Source organism: Aquirufa salirivi (genome assembly GCF_045310485.1).
Classification (GTDB): Bacteria; Bacteroidota; Bacteroidia; order Cytophagales; family Spirosomataceae; genus Aquirufa; species Aquirufa salirivi.
In genome coordinates this window covers 108,629-130,168 of the sequence record NZ_JBEWZH010000002.1, presented here as the reverse complement: position 1 = coordinate 130,168, position 21,540 = coordinate 108,629, and the positions used below count along the sequence as shown (strand labels likewise).

General features: G+C 38.7%; 15 protein-coding genes. 4 read left to right on the top strand and 11 right to left on the bottom strand.

Annotated features, from left to right (window positions below; all coding sequences use genetic code 11):
• Positions 1 to 36 precede the first annotated feature (36 nt).
• The 3 genes from U0R11_RS02965 to U0R11_RS02955 all read right to left on the bottom strand — a co-directional run bounded on the left by U0R11_RS02965 (position 37) and on the right by U0R11_RS02955 (position 3,503).
• Positions 37 to 618, bottom strand: a complete 582-nt coding sequence (locus U0R11_RS02965; protein WP_406749726.1) for an OmpH family outer membrane protein — start codon at positions 616 to 618, stop codon at positions 37 to 39.
• Between the two features lie 75 nt (positions 619 to 693).
• Positions 694 to 1,062, bottom strand: coding sequence for a hypothetical protein (locus U0R11_RS02960; protein WP_406749725.1), 369 nt, complete (start codon positions 1,060 to 1,062; stop codon positions 694 to 696).
• 2 nt (positions 1,063 to 1,064) lie between these two features.
• The gene (locus tag U0R11_RS02955; RefSeq protein ID WP_406749724.1) at positions 1,065 to 3,503 is read right to left on the bottom strand and encodes a penicillin acylase family protein; all 2,439 of its coding nucleotides are present in this window, start codon (positions 3,501 to 3,503) and stop codon (positions 1,065 to 1,067) included.
• Between the two features lie 132 nt (positions 3,504 to 3,635).
• Here U0R11_RS02955 and U0R11_RS02950 point away from each other — a divergent pair, with 132 nt between their 5' ends.
• Complete coding sequence (locus U0R11_RS02950) at positions 3,636 to 4,580, top strand: isoaspartyl peptidase/L-asparaginase family protein (RefSeq protein WP_406749723.1); 945 nt, start codon at positions 3,636 to 3,638, stop codon at positions 4,578 to 4,580.
• Between the two features lie 12 nt (positions 4,581 to 4,592).
• Positions 4,593 to 6,425: a glycosyltransferase gene (locus U0R11_RS02945; RefSeq protein WP_406749722.1), complete on the top strand. Its 1,833-nt coding sequence runs from the start codon at positions 4,593 to 4,595 to the stop codon at positions 6,423 to 6,425.
• A gap of 61 nt (positions 6,426 to 6,486) precedes the next feature.
• On the opposite strand, the gene U0R11_RS02940 is transcribed toward U0R11_RS02945, so the two are convergent.
• From U0R11_RS02940 to xylA, 3 genes are read right to left on the bottom strand one after another with little or no spacing between them, the layout of a single operon-like run.
• Positions 6,487 to 7,146, bottom strand: a complete 660-nt coding sequence (locus U0R11_RS02940; RefSeq protein WP_406749721.1) for a DNA alkylation repair protein — start codon at positions 7,144 to 7,146, stop codon at positions 6,487 to 6,489.
• The gene (locus tag U0R11_RS02935; protein WP_406749720.1) at positions 7,143 to 9,848 is read right to left on the bottom strand and encodes a glycosyl hydrolase; all 2,706 of its coding nucleotides are present in this window, start codon (positions 9,846 to 9,848) and stop codon (positions 7,143 to 7,145) included. Before U0R11_RS02935 ends, U0R11_RS02940 begins: the two co-directional genes overlap by 4 nt.
• A gap of 4 nt (positions 9,849 to 9,852) precedes the next feature.
• Positions 9,853 to 11,181: a xylose isomerase gene (gene xylA / locus U0R11_RS02930; RefSeq protein WP_406749719.1), complete on the bottom strand. Its 1,329-nt coding sequence runs from the start codon at positions 11,179 to 11,181 to the stop codon at positions 9,853 to 9,855.
• Positions 11,182 to 11,355: 174 nt separating this feature from the next.
• On the opposite strand from xylA, the gene U0R11_RS02925 reads away from it, so the two are divergent.
• Positions 11,356 to 13,713: a M1 family metallopeptidase gene (locus U0R11_RS02925; protein WP_406749718.1), complete on the top strand. Its 2,358-nt coding sequence runs from the start codon at positions 11,356 to 11,358 to the stop codon at positions 13,711 to 13,713.
• Between the two features lie 80 nt (positions 13,714 to 13,793).
• Here U0R11_RS02925 and U0R11_RS02920 read toward each other — a convergent pair whose 3' ends face one another.
• From U0R11_RS02920 to U0R11_RS02910, 3 genes are all read right to left on the bottom strand, one after another.
• Positions 13,794 to 14,624 carry a phytoene/squalene synthase family protein gene (locus tag U0R11_RS02920; RefSeq protein WP_406749717.1) on the bottom strand — a complete coding sequence of 277 codons (831 nt, stop codon included), beginning with the start codon at positions 14,622 to 14,624 and terminating at the stop codon, positions 13,794 to 13,796.
• 1 nt (position 14,625) lies between these two features.
• A complete protein-coding gene (locus U0R11_RS02915) occupies positions 14,626 to 16,101 on the bottom strand; it encodes a phytoene desaturase family protein (protein WP_406749716.1) in 1,476 nt (491 codons plus the stop codon).
• A gap of 136 nt (positions 16,102 to 16,237) precedes the next feature.
• Complete coding sequence (locus U0R11_RS02910) at positions 16,238 to 16,741, bottom strand: RNA polymerase sigma factor (RefSeq protein ID WP_406749715.1); 504 nt, start codon at positions 16,739 to 16,741, stop codon at positions 16,238 to 16,240.
• 196 nt (positions 16,742 to 16,937) lie between these two features.
• On the opposite strand from U0R11_RS02910, the gene U0R11_RS02905 reads away from it, so the two are divergent.
• Complete coding sequence (locus U0R11_RS02905) at positions 16,938 to 19,271, top strand: TonB-dependent receptor (RefSeq protein ID WP_406749714.1); 2,334 nt, start codon at positions 16,938 to 16,940, stop codon at positions 19,269 to 19,271.
• Here the strand turns inward: U0R11_RS02905 and U0R11_RS02900 are convergent, their stop codons facing one another.
• Positions 19,272 to 20,678, bottom strand: a complete 1,407-nt coding sequence (locus U0R11_RS02900; RefSeq protein ID WP_406749713.1) for a murein hydrolase activator EnvC family protein — start codon at positions 20,676 to 20,678, stop codon at positions 19,272 to 19,274.
• Between the two features lie 11 nt (positions 20,679 to 20,689).
• Entirely contained in the window at positions 20,690 to 21,535 is an 846-nt protein-coding gene (locus U0R11_RS02895; protein WP_406749712.1) for a DUF4292 domain-containing protein, read from the bottom strand.
• Positions 21,536 to 21,540: the final 5 nt, after the last annotated feature.

Sequence of the window (21,540 nt, the reverse complement as noted above, 5' to 3'; positions counted from 1 at the left end):
ACAGATTCACTGCGTGGCTTTTTCGAGTTTAAAAGATTACTTACCTGTTTTTTTGGCAGCGTATTCTTTGTTCAAACCTTCAATCATTTTTTGAGTAACATCAACGGAAGCATCGGCAAATAATATACCGCCACCTAATTTAGAATAACCCAAAACGAATTCGTATTTGTTCTCTTTGTTCACTTTAGTGATATACTCACGAATGTTATTATATAACTCTTCGTTTTTCTTAGCTTGTTCTTGACCTAACTCAGCTTGCTTTTGTTGGCTATATTGTTGCAACTCTGCTCCTTTCTTTTTCAAGGTCATATCAGCTGCTTGTAATTCTGCTTGAGTCATCGCAGAAGCACGTTGTTGAATTGCTTGCAATTCTCCTTGAAGAGCCCGTTCTTTTTGACCTAAATCAACTTGTAAACGGTATCCTTTATTTTCAAACTCTTTTTGAGCGTCTTTGTAAAATTGGTAATTGTTCAACAAGGAATCTGAATTAACAAAAACGATTCTCTTACCATCAGTGATAGTGGCTCCAATTCCTGCAGAAGATCCTGTTGGTTTAAAATACAAATAAGCAATAGCAAAAGTTAAAACTACTAACCAAGCATAATGAAGATTTTTCACGGGGTATAATGTTTAATAATGACTTGAATGCAAAGATACAAGGTCTTATTCAGTTGTCCTAAAAAATTACAATTTTCAATGAGTTCCTCTCAATTTTGAGCCTGCCCAAGACCATAAAGCACCAGTCAAACCTCCAAAAAAACCCGTCACCAAGTACAAAGCCAACACACTTCCACCCAAAGGTAAAATTTGTGCCATACGAAAAGGCAAGGTACTAGGGAATTGACCATCCATCCAAACTGCGGCCAATGCCCATAAAACAAAGCCTGAAGCCAAGCCAATTAAAAAAGCTGATTTACTAGGTAAAGCTAAAATGAAGGAAATAATACCAAAGGCTATTCCCATAGAATACCAAGGTAAATAGGTTTGAACAATAGCTCCCACTATAACCATGATGAGCACCACAGTGAGGCCAAAAGATGTATTCATTTTACGTTGTGCCATAATTACTTTGTTAATATCATTTTTTTACGAATTCGATTGGTTTTTTGATCCGCTTGATTCATGAATAATAGCGGTCTCAATTCTCCATTAGCCCATGTATCGATTAAATCATCATAATGTGTACTTCCCGGATTTCCAGACTGGCCACCTGGATATACGCCATAAGCATTCGGATTGCCTGATTTGGATAGTTCCACCACCAACCTCCATGATGGACCCGTTTTGGTGGTTGAAGCATTCACAATAGAGCCTCCACCTCCAATCGGAATATTCAATCGACTCAATGCATCCATGCCTGGAATTAAATGCCTCACCCCAGTTTGCTTATGTTTATACCAAACCCAATCAGGCTCCAATGGACCATGCAGCTTGGTTAAGCTATCGATATTTGCTTGAAAAGAAGTACGAATAATATCGCTCATACTTTCTTTCTTGTTTTTTGTTTTCACATTATCCCACCAAATTGCCCCTGGCTCTTCTATCATTAATTTAAGCGTACGATCTACTGTCGGGATATTCATAGGCGCCTTTTCATCTGCATTGAATTCATCATCCCAAAGAGATGACTGCAATAAAATCACCCAATTTTCAAAGATGGTGGCCCCAATCGACTCTTTAGAATTCTGCAAATCCCATTTTTTAAGGACTTTTAATGCCGCTGCCATTTGAGGATTCGGATTGCTCACATGTGGCAATAATAAAGGTAATAATCGACGAGCGCGAATATTAAAATTGTCGTTTTGTAATCCTCGCAATGAATCCACCGTAGCTTTATTCATGACAGACAACCGTTCATTGATTCTTCGACCACGATCCGATGGAGCAAACTGCCAACCCAGATAGTAAGGATAGCTTTTATCAACAGAAAACTGGTTGGCCGAGCTCACAAAACCTCGAGGTGGATTTTTTACATGTGGATCATGATCATGAGGAATATAGCCTTTCCAATCTGCCGCAGGATCAGTACCATCCAGTAAATATTTACCTTGTAAATTAGCTTTTAATGGAAATTTACCATTGACCCAAAGTGCTATATCTCCTTGATTACTAGCAAATACAAAGTTTTGGGCAGGAGCAGAAAAATGCGTTATGGCGGCTTTATATTCATCATAATTAGCTGCACGATTCAATTGATAAAAGGCTGATACCTCGCTTGATTTTTCTAAGGCAATCCACTTCAAAGCATGACCTACTGGAATATTCGAACGGAATGGTTTTTCATGGCTTAAATAAACCACAGGTCCATGGTGAGTAAAAAATACAGTATCTACAAAATCATCCTCTCCCCTCACTTTAAATCTTTCGATTCTCATCGTTGTTTTCTTCCATTTCCCATCGTGCCAATATTCCTGTTTGGAAGCGTCCTTGAATTTGATTTGATACCAATCCATGACATCAGATCCTACATTGGTCACCCCCCAAGCAATATTCTTATTAAAACCAGCAATCACATTAGGGGATCCAGGCATGGTGGAACCATATACATTAATCCCCGGAGCGACTAATTGCATTTGATACCAAATGGATGGTAATGATAAAGTCAGGTGCGGGTCATTGGCCAAAATAGGCATGCCAGAAATCGTTTTATTTCCAGCTACTGCCCAGTTATTAGAACCCGTATTAGGGTCTTTCTCCGGTGTTTTCATGGTACTTCCCAATCCAATAAAATCTGCTGGAGCAGCGGGTACAGGTAGCGGTTTGAAATCCAAGGGGTTCCCTTCTGGAATGATAGGGCTTTCCTCGAAGGGATAATTGGGAAATAAGTGTTCGGCTACCTCCCGACCGTATTTCCTCAAAATATTGGTCATTTTTAAATCATCTGTTCCAGATGCCAATACGAATGACATGTTCTTTAAAAACAGAGCACTTTTTAAGGGCTCCCATTTTTCAGGACGATAATTCAATAATTTATACTCTAGGGGTAAAGTTCGATCCGTGAGACTTTCAATGTAAGCATTGACTCCATCTGAATAAGCCACCAAGGATGCTTTTGCCACAGGATCTTCTACCATTCCTTTCAAGGACTGTTCTGCTCCATAAATAGCCCCCATTCTGCGTTGGAACTGATCTGAAACCATTCCTTTGGAACCTACTATTTCGGATATTCTGCCCCCTGCAAAATGGGTTTGAAATTCCATTTGCCACAAACGATCTTTGGCCGTTAAATAACCTTGTGCCAGATATAAATCATGGTCGTTTTTGGCAAAAACATGGGGAATTGCCATTTCATCATACATGACTTGAACTGGCTCTAATAGTCCAGGTATTTGTAAGCTCTCCTCTGTTTGTTCAGAAGCATCGGCTTTTTCAGCATTGACCCAAAATCCATGGAAAGGACTTAGTAATTTACCCATCGGAGGTAGGGTTCCCCAGTTAGTATGTAACGCATAAGTCCAAATCAAGGTTACGATTAAAGGGAAAAAGGATTTAAATTGTCTCATTGAAGCGTTGGGCACGAATTTGAAGATGAAAATTCAAAGATTTTTTTTTACTTTGGAAAGACAATTTTACACATTTGTTATTCAATCAACAAACAAAATTAATTCTTAAGAGGGCGAGGCCATAAAATTTGAATGAAAAGAAGATCATTTTTACAAACAACTGGAGTAATAGGACTAGCGAGTCCTGCATTATTTGCACAACAAACTACGGTAACTGAACCTATCATTATTGCCACTTGGAAAAATGAAAAAGGTACCCAAGCTGGTTACCAAAAAATCATGGAAACAGGTAAAGCTTTGGATGGTGTAGAAGCCGGTGCCTGGGTACCTGAGGCTGACCCCAATGAAACTACAGTGGGTTACGGAGGATATCCAGATCGTGATGGCCATGTGACTTTAGATGCTTGTATCATGGATCATTTAGGAAACGCTGGTTCGGTTACCTTTTTGGAACATATCATGCACCCTATATCCGTAGCTAGAGCCGTGATGGAAAAAACGCCACACGTCATGCTCTCTGGTGCTGGTGCCTTAGAATTCGCTTTATCTCAAGGATTCAAGAAACAAAACTTGCTGACCGAGAAATCAAAAAAAGCCTGGCTCGAATGGAAAAAACAAGCCAAATACGAGCCTAAAGTGAACATAGAACGCCATGATACCATTGGTTTATTGGCATTAGGGAAAGCTGGCGAAATAGCTGGGGCATGTTCCACCAGTGGGATGGCCTTTAAAATGCATGGACGTGTGGGAGATTCACCCATTATTGGTGGAGCTGTTTTTTGCGATGATGAAGTAGGAGGTGCCTGTGCTACCGGATTAGGTGAATTTGTCATGAAAACCTTAGGTTCTTTTCTCATTGTAGAGTTCATGCGTCAAGGTAAAAGTCCGCAACAAGCTTGTGAAGAGGCGATTATGCGGATTGTCAAACGATATAAATACCAAGATTTTCAAGTTGGCTACCTAGCCATTAATAAAAAAGGGGAATATGGCGCTTATTCTATCCAAAAAGGCTTTAATTTCACTATTACCAAAAATGGTAAAACAGCAGTAATAGAAAGTGCCTCTTACATGTCTTAAACGATTTTCACTATGACGAACGAAGTTAAAACAAGAAAGCCCGTAGTTAAAAAGAAATTCTTAGTTGAAGTAGCTTGGGAAACATGTAATCAAGTAGGTGGTATTTATACGGTAATTCGTACCAAAGTACCCTCCATGGTGGAAAAATGGGGTGAAGATTATGCTTTACTTGGACCCTATTTCCCGCAAACAGCTGCCGCAGAATTTGAAGCTTTACCTGTAGGGGAAGATACTCCCATGGAAAGAGCCATATTGTGGATGAGAGAACAGGGTTATCAAGTTCATTATGGAAATTGGTTGATTACGGGTAAACCAAAAATCATTCTTTTTGATATCGCATCTATTTACGATCAAATCAATGCCATCAAGGGTCGAATATGGGAAAACCATAAAATTTCTACTTTGGGCGTTGAGGAATTGGTGAATCAGACCATTGCTTTAGGTGAATTAATCCGACTATTCATCAGTAAATGGGCACAGGAAAATCAAAACAAAAAAGACCTGATCGTTCATTTTCATGAATGGATGGCCTCTACTTGTTTGCCTGATTTAAAGAAAGAAAAGGTAAAGATTTCGACGGTATTTACCACGCATGCTACCATGCTTGGGCGGTATTTGGCAGGAAATGTACCTAACTTCTATGATGTGATCGACACCTTTGATTGGTACAAAGAAGCTGTTACTTATGGCATTGAAGCACAAGCTAGTTTTGAAAGACAAGCTGCCCAAAAAGCCGATGTTTTAACCACTGTCAGTGATATTACAGCCAAAGAATGTCAATATTTTCTGGGCAGAATTCCTGAACTCATCTTACCGAATGGATTAAATATCCAACGATTTGCGGCATTACACGAGCACCAAAATTTACATTCCAAATACAAGCAGAATCTATCCGAATTTGTCATGGGGCATTTTTTCCAGAGTCAAGCTTTTGATTTGGATCAAACCTTATACTTATTTACCTCAGGTAGATTTGAATATAGCAATAAAGGATATGACCTTACATTGGATGCCCTTGCTTCCTTAAATCAAAAAATGAAGGATTCTGGTTCTAAAAAAACCGTGGTCATGTTCTTTGTTACCAAGCAGCCTTACCATTCCATTGACCCTGAAGTATTACACTCTAGAGCCGTCTTGGATGAAATCCGAGAAAACTGCTCTGCCATAGAAAAAGAAGTAGGAGAGAAACTGTTTTTAGCAGCTGCGTCATCCAACAATTTACAACTGCCAGATTTAAACAATTTTGTGGATGAATACTGGCGACTTCGTTTAAGAAGAACGGTTCAAACTTGGAAGTCTACTTCAAGGCCAAAAGTGGTCACTCACTTGTTAAAACAAGAAGATGATATTATTCGCAATTTGCACCGAACTAATTTATTGAATAACCCAGATGATAAAGTCAAAATCGTTTATCACCCTGATTTTATCGTTTCAACCAACCCCTTGTTTGGTTTAGATTACAGTCAATTCGTTCGCGGATGTCACTTGGGGGTATTTCCAAGCTATTATGAACCATGGGGATATACACCTTTGGAATGCATGGCTAGAGGAGTGCCTACGGTAACATCTGATCTATCTGGTTTTGGGGATTACATCATGCAAATTATGCGTGATTATGAGCAATGGGGAGTGAGCGTTGTCCATCGTAAATCTCAAACTTACCAAGAATCTGTGGAGCAATTAGCTAATAATTTATTCAAATTTACGCAGCAGTCTCAAAGAGAAAGAATTACCCAAAGAAACCGTGTTGAGAGTATTTCAGACACTTTTGATTGGTCTAATTTGCGAAGTTATTACGATACCGCTCACGAACTAGCCTTGATGAAAAAAAGAAATAAAGCCTAAACCTTAGGTCTGATTTAGTATAAAAAGCCTTGTTGGACTTCTACAGCTCAACAAGGCTTTTTTATAGATGTTTGAGCGCCTCCCTCCTACTTAATGGGGCTAAATCATGAGATAAAACAAAGTCCTTAACCCAAATAGCATCCACTCGCGCATGTTGCCTAAGTGACCAGCCAATGGCTTTCTGAATGAAAAACTCTTTCTCTTTCGCCAAATCTTCAATGATTTGAGCCAGCAATGAAACATCGGTTTTTTGCTTGTAGGACAACTGAAATAACAAACAAACTCGCTGTAACCAAAAATTCCCAGAAGCCATCCATCGCTGTATCCAATAATCGCGTTGTTCTTGATGATTCAACACATATATTCCCATCACATGTGGCCCTAAAACATCCACTATATCCCACCAAGATTGATCTCCAATCCAATCTTCAACCAAATGAGGAATCCGTTCATCCCAGTTTTTTTTCTCCAACAGAAGATAATCCAAGGCGATGTATTGAAATTCCCTTTCTTTCTGTCGAAATAACTCATTGGCCACTTGAAACCAATCTAATCCTTTCCCTTCTTGGGCATACCATTCTTTTAACAATTGATGCCTAACAGGTTTCTTTAATCCCAAAAATAGAAACTGTTCCCGCATGTATTTCTTCATCCAATGCGCATTTTCCTCGTGACGAAGCGCGTGCATTTTTTGAATCAAATGTGCTACCGGGCTTATCATCGAATACTAAAATATAGTTTTCCTTGAAGTCCGCTATCAGTAATGGGCCAATTGGAAGCATCGAAAGGATTATATCTAATGTCCACAAAATTAATTTCATAGAAATTCTTCCACTTACCTCCCTCTTTATCCAATTGCCGAATCCGATTGGCAGAAACATTCGTCACTTCCAATTCGATGTGGTTTTCATCCTTCAATATTCCCGTAGGAATGTTTAATTGAAAAGGAATGGACCAAATAATCCCCAAATCCTTTCCATTCAATTTCACCTTGACCCAGTCACGGACTTGATCAAAATGAAGGACCTTGGCTGATTTTAGTTCCTCTGCAGTTAATGAAAAATCAAAGGAGTATTTCGCTGATCCACTAAATTGATGCGTGGAGGATTCCTTTGTCCAATAATTCAACTCATCCATTTGCTGCGAATGAGGCAAACTAGGTGCACCTTGTACAAAATCTACTTGAATCTTACTTGAAGGCTTTATTTGAACCTCACTTTTTTCCGTCAATACAGATACTACTCCACCTTTGAAAGTACTCGATACGCGGATAATCCGACTTTCACCAGGTGCCAACACGAGTGGAAGCAACTTAGATTTTGGTAATTTAACTTTCTTTAGTTCCTGTGTCAAAGGATTTAGTATTTCTATGCCAGCACTGGATTTTGCCAATGCTACATTTCCCTCACTAAACTGATGGGACAAATTGGTCACAAAATAAGCAAAACCATTTTCAGTCCTTTTACGAATAAAGGAAAGCCCTTGTTCAGTCATCGTCTCTTTACTTACGGCATGACGAGTCAGTACATCTGCTGGATCAGATAAAACCCTTAAGAGAAAACTTTCTCTTGCCTTATACCAACGCTCCTTTTGTTCATCCGAATAATTCCAAGTACTCATTACAGAGGGAATATGTTCTAAAAAATAAACGGGCATTCCCTGTTTTACCCATTTTGCCAAAAGCTCCATGGTTTCTAAAGAAAGGTGTGTACTGGGTGGAATCAGTAACATTTTATAGATATTACCAGAGGGGGCTTTCCACTTTTTAGGAGCTACTACTTGCAAGGTACTCAACAAATAATCTGACACATAATCCACTTGAAAACCTCGATTTTGTAAGGCATTGGACCATTTTCCAAATGGAGTCTGAATCATCCAATCTCGACTATTGGCATGTAAATCAAGGGCGTGGGTTTCCCCAGATGCATTTCTTTGATGCCAAATATCTTCCATGGGAAAATACAGCAATAGGTCAGAATCCGTTGGGTACTTTTGCAACATGCTTTGACATGTTTCAATGTATTTATTCAGTTCGGGTAAAGCACCCCAAAAATGACTTTGAGGATTAAAATTGGTACTAGCATAAAATAACCATCCTGGCCAAGCCACTTCGGGCGGAGAATAAGTAGCTCCATGATAAAAAACGTGGTTCACTCCACCCACAAATACCTCATCAATGATGGGTTTTACCTGAGCTAATGAAACTTTAAAATGATTACCTAACCAAGTAGCCGTTTCACAAGAAACCAGTTTTTTGCCCATGATATCTGCTGCAGACGAGGCCAGTTTGATATTTCTTAAATCCGGTATACCAAATCTTACACTATCATAATCTGGGTCAATGCGATATCCCGGAATGGTATAAGGCTTACTGCCAAAAAATTCAGTTTCTGGAATATCCACAGAAGCGTATAAATCAATCAAATTTCCGGGAGAACCATGTGCCTGATCCCGACTTAAGAAACCTTGGTTTTTAATCCATTTAGACCATGGTTTAGTAAATTGATTGAGCAACATATCAGCCAAAGTACGGTGATAATCTGCCCAAACTTGATTTTGAAATTCGCTCTCTGCTTTAGCTGCCGCCAATACTGGTAAATAATGACGGAGGTCATAACCATTAATTCTCCTAAATTCATCAAATACACGAGGACTAAAATTAGCCCCATAAACTTCATATGAATCCGTATAAATGGCCCTAAGAGGAGCATGTGATTTTTTTAAGACAGCGGCAAAGGCTTGTTTATACACATCCCATGCCTCTTGTGAAAAATGATCCATCACCCATCCTTCTCCGCCAGGAGCTGCACGTTTGACTTTTTGTTGGGTTAAGGTTTGATAAAACAGATAAATAACCGTATTCGCCGTTTTTGCCTTCCAATGTGAAATTTTACCTTGTTGATACAAGGGCCACAAATCTTCCTGAAAATTGTTTCCTTGGTACGATGTGATAGATACTAATTGAGAATTGGCGGATTTTTCTAAGCTGGGGGAAATAGTTGCGATTGCTTCTCCTTCTGACAAATTCAATGTTTGAATCTTATAGGCTTTGGCCGCTTCGGTGATACCTATTTGTGGGCCACCATAGGGCCATCCAGTTCCTAAGGTTAAATCAATCCCAAGATGTAACCTTTTAGATTCCTTTAGGACATAGGCCAATTTCGAATTCCAAGCGGGACTCAGGTAATTCAAGAATTGATTTTCATAGCCTTTTGCCCCATAAATGGGAATGATGTGCAAACCTCCAAAACCAGCTTTGGCAAAGGCCTCTAAGTTATGTGTGATTCCTTTCTCAGAAACAGCATTCCCTGGCCACCACCAATAAGCCCAGGGTTTGGCACTTGAAAAAAGAGCAGGGTCTTTCGGCCCTGCTGCTTTAACATTGCTGTAAATCAACAGCAATACAATGAATAATTTTTTCATTTTCTTAGACAAATCTGCCCAATAAATTTTCTAAATATTCTTGTTTACCTGATATCAAAGCTGGCTCTCCAATTTCGGTAGCAATTTGATACAAGTCCTCCAATTTCAATTTACCTTGTTCGAATTCAGCACCTTTACCTGAATCAAAGCTAGCATAACGAGCCGCTTTCAATTTATCCATTTCTCCGTGAGTCAAAATCTTATCCGCGATTAATAAAGCACGTGCAATGGTATCCATTCCTCCAACGTGAGCATAGAATAAATCAGCCGCATCGGTTGAATTTCTACGACGCTTCGCATCAAAGTTGATCCCACCACCAGCTAATCCACCTTGGCGTAAAACAATGGCCATGGCTTCCCCCCACTCATAAATATCCGTAGGGAACTGATCTGTATCCCAACCGTTTTGGTAATCGCCGCGGTTGGCATCCAAAGAAGCTAACATGCCATTATCAGAAGCCACTTGGCACTCATGGGCAAAAGTATGACCAGCTAATGTAGCGTGGTTAACTTCTAGATTTAAGCCAAATTCAGACAATAAATCAAACTCTCTCAAAAATCCAATTACTGTTGCCGAATCATAATCATATTGGTGTTTAGTTGGCTCACAAGGTTTTGGTTCAATAAAGAACTTCCCTGTAAATCCATTTCTACGAGCATATTCTACACAAGTATGTAACATTCGAGCAAAATGCTCGCGCTCACGCTTCATGTCGGTATTTAATAAAGTCATATATCCTTCTCTCCCTCCCCAGAATACATAGCCACGACCACCTAATTTGATCGTCGCATCAATGGCAGATTTTAACTGAGCTCCTGCATGTGCTAACACTTCAAAGTTGGGGTTAGTCGAAGCGCCATTCATATAACGCTCGTTCGAGAACAAGTTGGCTGTTCCCCATAATAATTGCACGCCACTTTCTGCCTGTTTTTTGGCAAAAATGTCCGAGATATATTGTACACGGCTTGAAAATTCTTTAGGATCTTGGGATTGATCAATCGCATCTACGTCGTGAAAACAATAAAATGGTGCACCCATTTTAGTAATAAATTCAAATGCTGCATCTGCTTTATCAGCAGCACGCTGACGTGGATCAGAAGCTACATCCCATGGATAATGATGTGTTCCTGGGCCAAAGGGATCTGAACCGTCTCCACAGAATGAGTGCCAATAGGCAATAGCAAAACGAAGGTGCTCCTTCATGGTTTTACCCGCTACTATTCTATTTTCATCATAGTAACGAAATGCTAAAGGATTGTCAGAATCTACTCCTTCAAATTTAATTTTTTCAATGCCCTTGAAATATTCTTTTTGGCCTATAATAACACTCATGGTTGAACAGTTTAATTTTTATCTATAAGCTTCAAAACTACAAAATCTACCCAAGACTAAAATAGCTTAGGGTCTTTTTTTTTAGATACAATTGCCTAAGAATAAACGGAGAGAACAGAATAGATGAACAAAGAGTAAAATCTTTTTTCTATTTTTGAAAAAAAGAGCTCATCAATGACAAAAAAACTATTCTTCTTCCTTCTGCTAGGACTTTTTGCTAATCCTATTTTTGGCCAATCACCAGCAGGTACTTACAACGCAAACAATCGATTCGAACAATTAGAATCTATACTACCTACACCAAATAGTTATCGTACTGCCAGCGGTTCACCTGGTAAAGATTACTGGCAGCAACGCGCAGATTATGATATCAAAGTGGAGTTAGATGATATCAATAGAAAGATTATTGGCTCAGAGACCATCACTTATTTCAATAATTCACCGGATGAATTACCCTATTTATGGCTGCAATTAGACCAAAATCTATTTGAAAAAGGATCGGCTGGTAGCACATCTAAAACCGGTGACATCAAAAATGGCATTTCTGCGTCTGCTTTTAAAGAACTAACAGATCCTAAAAGCTATGGATACAAAATTACGGCGGTAAAAGACATGAAAGGAAATGCTTTACGCTATACCATTAATCAAACGATGATGCGCATCGACTTACCTACTCCCGTAAAATCAGGAGCCAGTGTTAGTTTTGCGATTGATTGGAATTACTTAATTACCGAATATTACGGTCGTTCTGGATATGAGTTTTTTGCCAAAGATGGAAATGCTAATTATTTCATTGCACACTGGTTCCCAAGAATGGCGGTGTACAATGATGTGTATGGCTGGCAACATAAGCAATTTTTAGGCCAAGGAGAATTTACCTTGAACTTTGGTAACTATAAAGTGGCGATCACGGCACCCAATGACATCGTGGTAGGTGCTGGAGGTGAGTTATTGAATCCAAACCAAGTGATGACTGCGACTCAATTAAAACGTTGGGAGAAGGCTAAAACAGCTACTCGCCCTGTGGAAATCATCAATCAAGAAGAAGCCGAACAAGCCGAAAAAGGAAAGCCTACTGGTAAAAAAACCTGGATTTACAAGGCCGACAATGTGCGTGATTTTGCATTTACGGCTTCCCGTAAATTCATTTGGGATGCCATGCAAGTGGATGTAGAAGGTAAAAAAGTTTGGGCGATGTCTTATTATTCCAAAGAAGGAAATCCACTTTGGGGGAAATATTCCACTATGGTAGTAGCACATACCCTTCGTTCCTATTCCAAAAGAACGGTGGCCTATCCATATCCAGTAGCTATTTCTTGCCATGCTACACTGGGTGGTGGAATGGAATACCCGATGATCTCCTTCAATGGCGGTCGACCAGAAACCGATGGAACCTATTCAGAAAATGTAAAAAATGGCATGATTGGGGTTATTATTCATGAAGTTGGGCACAACTTCTTTCCGATGATCATCAATTCTGATGAAAGACAATGGTCCTGGATGGATGAAGGTTTGAATACCTTTTGCCAATACTTAGCGGAGCAAGAATGGGATCGTAATTTCCCAGCTAGACGTGGGGAAGCTCAAAGCATTGTTCCTTACATGCGTTTAGATTCAAAAAATCAAGTTCCAGTGATGGCTAATTCTGAAAACATCATGGATTTTGGAAACAATGCCTACGCTAAACCAGCGGCTGCCTTAAACATCTTGCGTGAGACCGTGATGGGTCGTGAATTATTTGATTATGCTTTCAAAGAATACGCAAGACGCTGGGCATTCAAACAACCGTATCCTGCTGATTTCTTCCGTACCTTAGAAGATGCATCTGGAGTAGATTTAGATTGGTTTTGGAGAGGCTGGTTCTATGGAACAGAGCCTGTTAATCAATCCATTGAAACCGTAGAATGGTATGGCATAGATAACCAAGACCCAATCGCCAAAAAAGCAAAAGACAAAGCTGATTTTACGGCTAAAAGAGAAACCATTTCGAATATCCGTAATAAAACGGATATCAAAGAAACGGTGGTTGAAAAAGACCCTGACATGAATGACTTTTACAATAGCTATGACCGTTTTGCGACTTCTGAGGCTGAAAAGAAAAAATACCAAGACTACTTAGCTTCCTTGTCGGATGATGAGCGCAAATTGGTCGCTGAAGGAAAGAATTTCTATGTGGTAAATTTCAAAAATAAAGGTGGATTACCTATGCCTGTTATTGTCAAATTAAGCTTTGAAGATGGAACAGAGGAAGTGCTTCGTTTTCCAGCAGAAATCTGGCGCTTGAATGATGTACAGGCGAAGAAAATCATTCCTACCAGTAAAAAAGTAGCCAAATGGACACTAGATCCATATTATGAAATCGCTGATATCGATACAGACGACAATTCATTCCCTCGCGAACCAGCACAACCTACGCGTGTTCAACTATTTAAAGCACAACCAAGAAGTTATGGAGCTGGCCAAGCTAACCCAATGCAAGATGCACAAAATGCTAAAAAAGCTGCAGGAGCGGTTACAGGTTCTAAAAACTAAAATACTCCTTTGGATTAATAAAAAATGTCAACCCTCTCGGGGTTGACATTTTTGTTCATGAATGATTCTCAAATTAGCAATTAAGCTAATCCACATTTCATTTTAATAAATATCCATAGTTTCTCTCCATCAGGAACACGTACACGCTCTTCCTTAATTTGTACTAAAGGAGCCTGCTTAATTCTTTCAAATAAGCGAGTATAATATAAATATGCCAATAGAACACCATTTTTGGATTCTTGGGGTAATCGATTGATTCCACGCAATCCTGCATCAAAGTCCAATTGAATATCAGCTTCAATGTCCTTTTTATCTTTTTCTGTCATCGTCAAATAATCGATTCCTGGGAAATATACCCTTCCTCGCTCATCAAAATCCGATTTGATATCTCGTAAAAAATTGATTTTTTGAAAAGCGGAACCTAAGGCACAAGCATCGGATCTTAAGGCATGGTATTTCGATTTATCTCCTTGACAAAAAACATGCAAGCACATTAATCCTACCACCTCCGCTGAACCATATATGTATCGTTTATAACCCTCTTCATCATACTGAGTTTCAAACAAATCAAGCTCCATAGAATATAGAAATGCATCCACTAATTCTTGCTCCATGTCATATTCATGAAAAACCCGTTGAAATGACTCTAAGATAGGATTCAAACTTATTTTTTCTTCTAAAGCCCAATAGGTATCCTTTTTGAATCGCTCAAACAAAACTTTTTTATCATGGTCATGAAAAGTATCCACAATTTCATCTGCCAAACGAACAAATCCATAAATCGCATAAACAGGATCATGAAACCGACTGGATAAAGTCTTAATTCCTGATGAAAAGGAAGTAGAATAGGCATTGGTCAACAGTTTGGAACAAGCCAATGAAACACGTTGATATAAATCTATCTGAGTCATGCTATTTTCTTAGGGATTTATCAACTTCATGGGCAACCACCAATCCCGAAATTAAGGAAGGAGGAACACCGGGGCCCGGAACAGTCAACTGTCCCGTATAATATAAGTTATCTAATTTCTTGTTTTTCAAGCTAGGTTTTAAAAAAGCCGTTTGGAATAAGGTATTGGCTAATCCATAGGCATTCCCCTTAAATGCATGGTAATCAGACATAAAATCTTGGTGAGCATAAGAACGCTTATATACAATAGAATCTCGAATATTTTCTCCGCAATAAGCTTCCAAACGATCCATTAATTGAAGGAAATACTTTTCTCTGTATGCTTCAGTATCTTCCAAATTAGGGGCAACAGGGATTAACAAAAAGAGATTTTCACATCCTTCTGGTGCCACAGATGGATCCGTCACCGAAGGGGCACTGGCATAAAACAAAGGATCAGAAGGCCAAGAAGGATCGGTATAAATTTCGTGTGAATGGACCGAAAAATCACGGTCAAAAAACAAATTATGATGTTTTAGTTTTGGGAGACGTTTGGATATTCCTAGGTAAAATAATAAAGACGAAGGCGCCATGACACGTTTATCCCAATACTCCTCTGAATAGTTCCTGAAATCTTCTCCTAATAATTGCTCCACCCAATGGTAATCCGCACTGGCTACCACCATATCTGCTTCAATTAAACCTTTAGCTGTCTTTACTGCACGAACATGTTTATTGACAATCTCAAAACCCGTTACCTCCGAATTATAGGTAAATTTTACTCGCTTTTCCTCAGCCAATGCCACCATGCCCTTCACGATTTGGTGCATTCCTCCCATGGGATACCAAGTGCCCATGGTAATCTCAGCAAAATTCATCAAGCTATACATAGCAGGCGTATTTTGAGATATAGCACCTAAAAATAAAATTGGGAATTCCATCAATTTCAAAATGGTTCCCGATTTAAAAAACTTACGGATATGTTTGTAGAAGGAAGAAAAAACATCCATACGGATGGCATCTATGAGCAGTTTTAAACTTAAAAATTCCGTAATTTTCACCGATGGGCGCCAAACAAAATCCTGAATACCCACCCGATATTTATAAGCTGCTTGTTTTAAAAACTTGTCCAATTGACCAGAAGCCCCTTCCTCATACGATTCAAATAAATCTTTAATTCCATCCATGTCGGCCGGAATATCAATGACCTCAGAATCAGATAATATAACAGTATAAGAAGGATCTAAACGTTTCAACTCATAATAATCAGATGGCTTTTTCCCGAATTTCCCAAAATAGGTTTCAAAAATATCTGGCATCCAATACCAGCTTGGACCCATATCAAACACAAATCCTCCTTCTCTAAAAACTCGAGCTCTACCACCAGGTTCAGCATTTTTTTCCAACACCTGAACCTCATATCCTTTGTCTGCTAATGCAGTTGCTGCTGAAATGCCAGAAAAGCCAGCACCAATGACTATTACCTTTTTCTTTTTCATCCTGTCCATTTATTCGTAGCTAAACAAATATAATCATCTTTTGAAAGAGCTATACAGCGAAAAAGAAAAAGCCAGACAAAATCTGACTTTTTACTTGTTTCTTCTGTTAACCAAAAAACTAATCAATTCTGAAATTTTAAGCGTACATGTGTAATTTTTTCTTTAATTCTTTCCGAGCTATGTGAATTCGGTTTTTAACGGTACCGATGGGCAAATCTAATTCTTCTGAAATCTCATGGTACTTAAATCCTCTGAAATACATCAAAAAAGGTAATCGATACATTTCGTCTGTTTGCTCTAATGCTTTTTCTAAATCTTCACGCACAAACTCAGATAATGCGCCATTTGTTTGTAAAGATTCTTGTGAGTTGATGAAGTGTAAATTTTCAGTGGTATCAATGAAAGTATTTCGACGAACCATACGCTGGTATTGCGTAATGAACGTGTTTTTCATGATGGTAAACAACCAAGCTTTTAAATTGGTCCCTTCTGCATACTTTTCACGGTTGGAGTATGCCTTCACCAGGGTATCCTGAACTAAGTCGTTGGCATCATCCATGTCTTTTGTTAAACGTAAAGCAAAGGGTTTCAAAAACTTAGAAAAGCTTCCAACCTGATACGTAAATTCAAGAGCTGTCATATATGAAGTGTTTGTTTTGTTTAACAAATTTATAAAAAGATTAAACAAAACAAATTATTATTGAAAAATATTTATCGCTACAACCCTCGAACTGGTCGTCTCAAAAAGCTTAATCATCGGTTATCTAATCCTGAAATTGGGCTAAAAAATAAAATGAGTGTATATTTAAACCCCCATCTGAAATAGATGGCACCGCATGAAATTAAAATCTCAGGTATTATTTTTCTTCTTGTTTTTTCTTTTTTACGAATCCTATTCGCAGAAAAATTGTTTTTGTACCCTACAAGGAAGAGTCTCCTCCATTGAAAATCGGGAAAAAATTAAAGGGGCGTACGTATATTTAAAAGGCACTAATTTTGCCGTTCAAACAGATTCTCTAGGTAATTTCTCCATCAAAAAAATCTGCCCAGGAACTTATACCTTGGTTTGTGAAATGAGTAGCTATGAGCCTGTGGAAATCAAGGTCAATCTTAGTAATCAACACGAAGAAAATATTGCACTCCATGTGCACGATGAACATTTGCAGGAAGTTATCGTCAGCGGTAAAAGAAATGAAACAAGTGCTCAAATGCGCGGCTCATTAAGTACGGAGGAAAGAAAAGAAAGAGATGGGTTAAATTTAGGGGAAATGCTGAAAGGTATTTCAGGCGTTCAAAGCTTACAAACCGGAAGTACCATTTCCAAACCTGTTATACACGGGCTGCACTCTAGTCGGGTAATCATTCTCAATCAAGGGGTTCGACAAGAAGGTCAAAATTGGGGAAGCGAACATGCTCCAGAAGTTGACCCTTTTGTCAGTAAAAATATTCAAGTCATTAAAGGGCCTGCTGGTTTGCGCTATGGTGGAGATGCCATTGGAGGTATTGTCATGCTAGAACCCAACGCCCTCCCAGATACCAGCGGTATTAAAGGTGAACTACAAAACATTTACTTCACCAATGGCCGCCAATGGGTAGGTTCAGGAAGTGTAGAAGGTGGCTTTGCAGGAGCAAAAGGCTGGGGATGGCGTATCCAAGGAACCATTAAAAATGGTGGGAATATACATTCGGCCAATTATTATTTAGCGAATACTGGAGTACAAGAACAAAATTTTTCTAGCCAAATTGGATATAAAACGCGTCAGTTTGGTACGGACCTTTTCTATAGTAGATTCCATACAGTATTGGGAATCTTCTTAGGGTCTCATATCGGAAACGTGAATGACTTAGAAAGATCGATCAAATTAGCGAGTCCTCTGGAACAATTCACCCCCAATGAATTTATTCGAAACATCGATCGGCCAAACCAAGATGTCATCCATGATTTGTTGAAATTTAAAAGTTTTTATCAAGTTTCCCCTAATTATACCTTACGTTTAACCTTGGCTCATCAAACAGATCAACGTTTAGAGCTGGATGTTTTACGTGCTGGGAAAAACATCAATACCTTAAGCTTTCAACTTAGCACTTATACTGGCGAAGTCATTTTAGATGGTGCCAATTCTAGTCAATTCTGGAAAGGACAATATGGTTTTACCTTCTCGCTACAAGACAATATCACTTCAGGGAATCGGGTAAATAACCCCACTTTGGTTACCAGTCTATTGCCTAATTATGAACAAAATAACCTAGGTATATTTGTCATCGAAAGAATGGTCAAAGAAAAATGGGAATTGGAATTAGGGCTTCGATTGGACCAAAAGGAAATTGTGACCCACCGACCTATCAAGAACTATTCTTTCATTATTGACCGAGATATACAACGATTTACGGGCTTATCAGGCAGCGCAGGTATTAAATACCATTGGACAGACAATTTAGAAAGCCACTTCATTTTAGCTAGGGCATTCCGAGCTCCAGGTGCTAACGAATTATTTTCCAATGGTGTGCACCATGGTGCAGCTGCTTATGAAATTGGTCAAGCGAACCTAAAAGGGGAAACAGCCACCAACCTAAGTCTGAATACAGAATATAATTTGGAAAAATGGAACATCGAATTAGGCTTATACAGTAATCATATTCAGGATTTCATCTACTTACGGCCCATGGTCAATGATGGTCAAGCTGTCTATATTGTGACACTACGTGGTATTTTCCCTGGATTCACTTACGAACAAATCAATGCTCGATTTAATGGATTAGATGGCCAAATTTCATACCACATAAATCCTAAAATTTCCTTAGTTCAAAAGACAAGTTTGGTAAGGGCTTTTAATATCAAAAACCGAGAATATATGGTGAATATTCCCGCTGACCGCTTTGAATATTTGGTTCGATATCAATTCAATAAAAACAAACAATATATCAGTGCAGGAATCACTCAAGTCTCAAGACAAAGTCGAGTAGAACCTGGTTCTGACTATTCAGCTCCACCTGCTGCTTATCAATTGGTACAACTGAACTGGGGATATCAATTCAACAAATTGGATGTGGGAATACGTATCACCAATGTGCTCAATGAATCCTATCGAGATTATTTAAATAGATTCCGCTATTATACGGATGACCAAGGACGAAATATCCAATTGAGAGTAGTTTACAAATTCAGTTAATTACCTTCTCAACCATTGCTCAGGATTCTGGCGAATGGTGTTTTTCCAAACTTGAAAATTTATTTCTGCGGTACCATCTTCATCAGATGCCACACTACCTATTCGCTGGCCAGTTCGAACTCGCTGCCCCGTGGAAACCGAAACATTGTCTAACTTACTGTAGACGGTAAAGTAATCACCATGTTGAATTGCCACCACCATGTTAATTCCCGGAATATTGACCACCGATTGCACAATACCTTCATAAACAGAATGTACAGGAGAACCTGGAGCTGTTTGAATATCAATACCATTATTATTGATCATCACTCCCTTCAAGATAGGATGCTTATGTACCCCAAAATGATCTGAAATGAACCCTGAAGGAACAGGAAATGGCATTTTACCCCGTAAAGCTCCAAATGAACTCGCTAATTTAGCCTCCTCGGCATTCATGTAATAAATATTTTTTTCTAATGGCTCAGCTTTAGCCACTTCTACTTTCTCATTTACTTTAGGCTTCGCCAGTTCTTTTTTATCCTCTGCCGTTTCAATTCTCGTCTCCAACTTAGTATCTTCATTGCCCGACTTCTCGGCATATTTTGGTAAAGATCCATCTCCCCTCAACGTCGGCAATGAGGGTTTATTCACTTCTAATTTTCTGGCTTGCTGTGCTAAACGTAGGCGTCGCTCTCTTTCCTGACTTTTTTGAATCTCTCGAGCCACGATTCCAGCAATCAAATTATCTAATTTCCGAATCGCCAATTTCTTTCGCTCCAATTCGATACGTAATTTCTTTTCTTGCTGGGTTAAGACCGTAACCACTTTGTCCTCTTTGGTTTTCAGTACTTCCAAGGTCTTCTTCTCCTTTTCCTTCTCTACCAATACCTTTTTCTCTTCTGTTTTCTTAAAGATGACTTGCTGCTCTTTGGACATTAAATCCTGACGAGTTTGAAATATCTTATGCGCTTGGGCTTTACGGTTGCTAGTAAATTGACGCAAATAGTCAAAACGTCGTGTAAATTCACCAAGGTTAGAGGAAAGCAATAAAAAACTAAGCTTATTATATACCGTAGATGTCTTTTGCGCCTCAAATAACATTTGGGCATACATCCGCTTTAATTTTTCCAATTTGGCTGCGAGGATGTCACTTTCTTGACGGAGTTTATTAGCTTCTCGTGCCAATAGCCGTTGATTTTCGCTCAAAATGCCAATTTGCTTTTTCTGAACACCAATCTGCTCTTTTAAGACATTCAACTTCCCTAGGGATACTTTTTTCTTCTTTGAAGTACGAGAAATGATGCTATTTAGTTCTTTAATTTTAGCTAAATTCTCCTTCTTTTGACGCTCCAATTGCTCTCTTTTATCCACTTGGGCGTCCATGGAAAAAGCCAGCATTAAACAAAATAGAAAAGCGATGTATTTCAAGGTTTTAGGATTTATTTGTTCAGGTATTTAGCAGGAACTTTAAAAGGAAATTCTAAAGGACTTTCTAACAATTCAACTTTAGAATACTTGATACTAATGAGCGTTTTTACTACTTTATTGTCCTTGTCCTTCACATCTAACGTAATTTGACTTGAAAAAGGGAATAAAAACTGGTTTATTGTCGCAAAATCTTCATAATCCAACGTCAATTTATTTTCTGTAGGGCCATCATTGACCAGCAATTTTTTCAGCTTTCTATTAGGTCCCACATAATTATCAATTTGAATGCGACCTTCATCTTGTTTCAAAATATAATTTTCATTTTCTCGAATTACCCTAGAATTTTTCTTCTTAAAGGGTTGATTCCCCACAATTAAAGATTGTAAGATTTCATAGTTTATTTTAAAACCCATTTTGGTACTTAAACTATCATAAGTCAAGTTAAAATACTCATTATTGATTTTATGAAAAAACTGTACTCGATCTTTCGAAAAAATCCCGGTGGCTCCAGTGATCATAGATACAGAAATGTTCATCCAAATCAGACTGTCTTTTTTCATCCGAATATCCACGGTATAGGTATCTGAATTGGAATTTGTCTTCCAAAGAACCTTTGACTTTGCCTTTAGGTAATTGAAGTTCAAATCTTCAGTATGAACTTTGGGTTCCTCCACTACTGGTTGAACTTCCACCACTGCTGGCTTAATTTCGATTAATGTCGTTGTATCCATGGCTATGATGGTATCAATTACCGCTACCGTTTCCACCGATGGAGTCCCAACCTTTTTCCCACAGGATTGAAAAAGAATGAATAAAAAAACAAGTAAAATATTTTTCCCGTGGCTTAAATGCGGCATGTGAT